This window comes from Mesorhizobium sp. M7A.F.Ca.CA.002.09.1.1 (assembly GCF_003998555.1).
In the GTDB taxonomy this organism is placed as follows: domain Bacteria; phylum Pseudomonadota; class Alphaproteobacteria; order Rhizobiales; family Rhizobiaceae; genus Mesorhizobium; species Mesorhizobium ciceri.
In genome coordinates this window covers 1-3,347 of record NZ_RZRR01000642.1, presented here as the reverse complement: position 1 = coordinate 3,347, position 3,347 = coordinate 1, and the positions used below count along the sequence as shown (strand labels likewise).

Sequence of the window (3,347 nt, the reverse complement as noted above, 5' to 3'; positions counted from 1 at the left end):
CGGCGTTCCTTCGGAAAGATCGGTCAAGACCTCGGTCAGCAGATGTGGCCGCGTCGTCGGCAACATCCTCTGATAACCCGCCACTTCACCGCCCCTGATGACGATCTGATGGACCGCCTCGTCGTGATCGAACTGGTCGAGTTCGAGCCCGTCGGGGCGTCTGAGGTCATCCCACCCCATCTCCTCGACGAATATCTTGTAGCGCAAACGATGGACGGCCTCCCAAAGGTCGGGACGTTCCATCAATTCCTGGGTTGTAAGGGAAAAAAGCATTCCGCCGTCTCCTGCGTTCAGAGGAAGATACGGCCGTGCTTTGATGAGAAAATTGCGTGATCGCGTAGGCAAGGATTTCAGGTCGGCACGGCCGACCTAACTAATGTAGCCGCGCCGTATCGCTTCCGCGACGGCCTGCACCCTGTTGACGGCACCTAGTTTGCTTTTGGCGTTAAGAAGATGTTTCTCCGAGGTGTGTTCGGAAATGCCGAGGATTTGCGAAATCTCCCATTCGGACTTGCCGACGGCGGCCCATTGCAGGCATTCGCGCTCGCGCGGCGTCAGCACGATATGATCGATGGTCCTGTTCGCCATGGTGTGGAGTTGCATGGCGCGGCCAACCGCGTAGGTCGAGACCAGCGACACCTGGCCGAATTCGGCGGCGGACAATTCCACGGCCTCGCCGCCCAGCGACACCATGACGATCTGGCCGTCGAGCGTGATCAGCGGAAAGGCCAACCCATCGCGCAGTTTGAAGGCGCCGGCATCGCCCATCACCTCGCCGCTGCTCTTGTCTATGCGGATGCCTTGGGACGCTTCGTGCCACTGGAAGGGCGCCTGCAACTGTTTCATATGGCTGACGACCGGGTCATGATCGACATAGTTGCGCGCGACATAGCGCTCCAGCCACTCGCCAGGCCAATCGCAGAGAAGCACATGCTGCTTTTGCTGGCCGGCCGGCGTGCCTGGCTGCGGGACGGTTCCCGCCATCAGTGCGGTGAGACCGAAATCCGATGTTATGCCCAGCAGCCTTTCGCAGACCGCCGCCGCCGTTGCGGCGTGCTGCAGTTGGTCTATGTATTCCAGCGTGCGATCGAACTGACCCATCGCAACATCAACCCCATGTTGCCTTGTGCATTGCGGCCAATGATGCGTGCCTGATTTACACTTCGCCACCGACCACGGATTGCAAATCGCATACTTATTTTGTGGCTCCCTCTCATCGAGGCGACCGAAGCTGATTTGCAAACCGGCTAAATCATATCCTGAAATCGGCGTGTTGAAATCAAAAACCATTGTGCCTGTACCATTTTCGTACCAAAACCGGTGCGAGCACGACTGTGGCGGAGTTTTATCTTGGCGTTCCGGTGGAGGTCCTTCGCCTTTGCGATGCTGATCGGGTTGCTGTCGTTCGCCGACGGTGCGCGCGCCGCGGCGCCTCAGGTTCCGGTGCTGTGGGATGCCAAGGAGCGGCTGCCCAAGCCAGACCTTTCGAAGCTGCCCCGGCTGAGATTCCTCACCACCACGGACTTCCCGCCTTTCAACTTCCTCGACGGTGCGGGAAAGCTGTCCGGCTTCCACATCGATCTGGCACGCGCCATCTGCGCCGAGCTTGGCATTGTCGAAAAATGCCAGATCCAGGCCCTGCCCTGGGCCGAGCTGGAAGGCGCACTGCGGAAAGGCGAAGGCGAGGCGATCATCGCCGGCATCGCCGCCACACCGGAATCGCGCGCGACCTACGCCTTCTCACGCTCCTATCTGCAGTTTCCGGCGCGCTTCATCATGCCGAAGGGCAAGGCGCTGACCGAGCCCGTCTTTGACAAATTGCACGGCAAGCGTGTCGGCGTGATATCAGGCTCGGCGCATGAGCGCATGCTGCGCGACTATTTCAACACGGTCCAGGTCGTCCCTTTCGACAGGCCGGAAGAACTGTATGCCGATCTCAAGGCCGGCAAGGTCGACGCCGCCTTCGGCGACGGCATGCGCCTGGCTTTCTGGCTGGGCGGCTCGGACGCGGCGGGCTGCTGCCGCTTTGCCGGCGGGCCCTATCTGGCGCCCGAATATCTGGGCACGGGCATGGCCATCGCCACCAAGGCTGACAATCCGGCGCTGGCCGCAGCGATCGACTACGCGCTGCAGGAAATTTCAATGAAAGGCACGTTCGCCGAATTTTATCTGCGCTATTTCCCCGTCAGTTTTTTCTAAAGCCAAGGACTTTCAGGTCAGGGTACGCAGCCGCGCCTTGGCCGCGCGGCCGATGGCAGCAACCGTCAGCGTGTCGAGATCGAGCTGACGCCGGATCAGCTGCAGCACCCGCACCTCTTCCATGCGCATTTCGAGGTCGACGGCGGCAACCTCGAAGGCGGCGGCATAGGCGGTGTCGCGCAGCCGCTCGGGCAAGACCTCGGCGACTTCAGCCAGCACGCCCTCCAGCCCATCCTTTTCGTGCAGGCGCTTCTGGCAGCCCTGGGCGACGCCGACCAGCCTGTCGTGGTTGAAGTCCTCGAACACCGGCCAGGAGCGGACGACCTCGCCGATCCGCGCCAGTTCAACATCGGTCATGTCGCGGTCGGAGGCCGAGGTGATGACCATCAGATAGATCAGGGCTTCATGAGGTGTCGGCAATTTTTTCTCCTTGAACCGGGCCTCGAAGTTAGGAACGCCCGTTCTGCACCGCAAGGAAAAAGCGCCGCACGCGTTGACGCTCCGGCGCTGCACGCCTAGAGACCGGTTGAAAAACCCTTGCTGCGGCCCGCCTTCGGGCCGGCAGATGATTTGGAAAACTGTGACATGGCGGGATCAAACATCATCGATCTCAACCCCGAGCTGCTGGCGGCCGCGACCGAAAGCAAGGCGTGGCCGTTCGAGGAAGCCAAAAAGATCATCGAGCGCTACAAAGGCGCCGACTTTCCGCAAACAGTCCTGTTCGAGACCGGCTACGGGCCGTCCGGCCTGCCGCATATCGGCACGTTCGGCGAGGTGGCGCGCACCTCGATGGTGCGCCATGCCTTCCGTGTCCTGACGCAGGACAAGGTCGCGACCAAGCTGCTGTGCTTTTCCGACGATATGGACGGCATGCGCAAGATACCCGACAGCGTGCCGGACCGCGCCGCACTCGAGCCGCATCTGCACAAGCCGCTATCGTCGGTCCCCAACCCCTTCGGCGGCGACTATGCGAGCTTCGCCGACCACAACAATGCGATGCTCTGCCGCTTCCTCGACACGTTCGGCTTCGACTACGAGTTCGCCAGCGCGACGCAATACTACAAGGCCGGCCGTTTCGACGCGATGCTCAAGCGCGCCGCCGAGCGCTATGAGCAGATCATGGCGGTGATGCTACCGACGCTCGGGCC

Annotated in this window: 4 protein-coding genes and 1 pseudogene; 2 read left to right on the top strand and 3 right to left on the bottom strand. The window is 61.4% G+C overall.

Annotation, left to right across the window (positions count from 1 at the left end; translation table 11 throughout):
• Together EN994_RS23705 and EN994_RS23700 are read right to left on the bottom strand one after the other, a co-directional pair.
• A partial coding sequence (locus tag EN994_RS23705; RefSeq protein ID WP_127307839.1) for an acyl-homoserine-lactone synthase occupies window positions 1-273 on the bottom strand: 273 nt, incomplete at its 3' end.
• Between the two features lie 96 nt (window positions 274-369).
• The gene (locus EN994_RS23700) at window positions 370-1,101 is read right to left on the bottom strand and encodes a LuxR family transcriptional regulator (protein WP_013533651.1); all 732 of its coding nucleotides are present in this window, start codon (window positions 1,099-1,101) and stop codon (window positions 370-372) included.
• A gap of 249 nt (window positions 1,102-1,350) precedes the next feature.
• Between EN994_RS23700 and EN994_RS23695 the strand changes: the two genes are divergently transcribed.
• The gene (locus EN994_RS23695) at window positions 1,351-2,199 is read left to right on the top strand and encodes a transporter substrate-binding domain-containing protein (protein WP_063170010.1); all 849 of its coding nucleotides are present in this window, start codon (window positions 1,351-1,353) and stop codon (window positions 2,197-2,199) included.
• A gap of 12 nt (window positions 2,200-2,211) precedes the next feature.
• Here EN994_RS23695 and EN994_RS23690 read toward each other — a convergent pair whose 3' ends face one another.
• The gene (locus EN994_RS23690) at window positions 2,212-2,619 is read right to left on the bottom strand and encodes a tellurite resistance TerB family protein (RefSeq protein ID WP_127389928.1); all 408 of its coding nucleotides are present in this window, start codon (window positions 2,617-2,619) and stop codon (window positions 2,212-2,214) included.
• 165 nt (window positions 2,620-2,784) lie between these two features.
• Here EN994_RS23690 and lysK point away from each other — a divergent pair.
• A pseudogene (gene lysK / locus EN994_RS23685) lies at window positions 2,785-3,347 on the top strand (lysine--tRNA ligase); the annotation flags it as partial.

What these genes read in the sequence shown, in the direction of transcription:
- EN994_RS23700 (WP_013533651.1), bottom strand. Translation starts at nt 1,101, where the DNA reads ATGGGTCAGTTCGATCGCACGCTGGAATACATAGACCAACTGCAGCAC.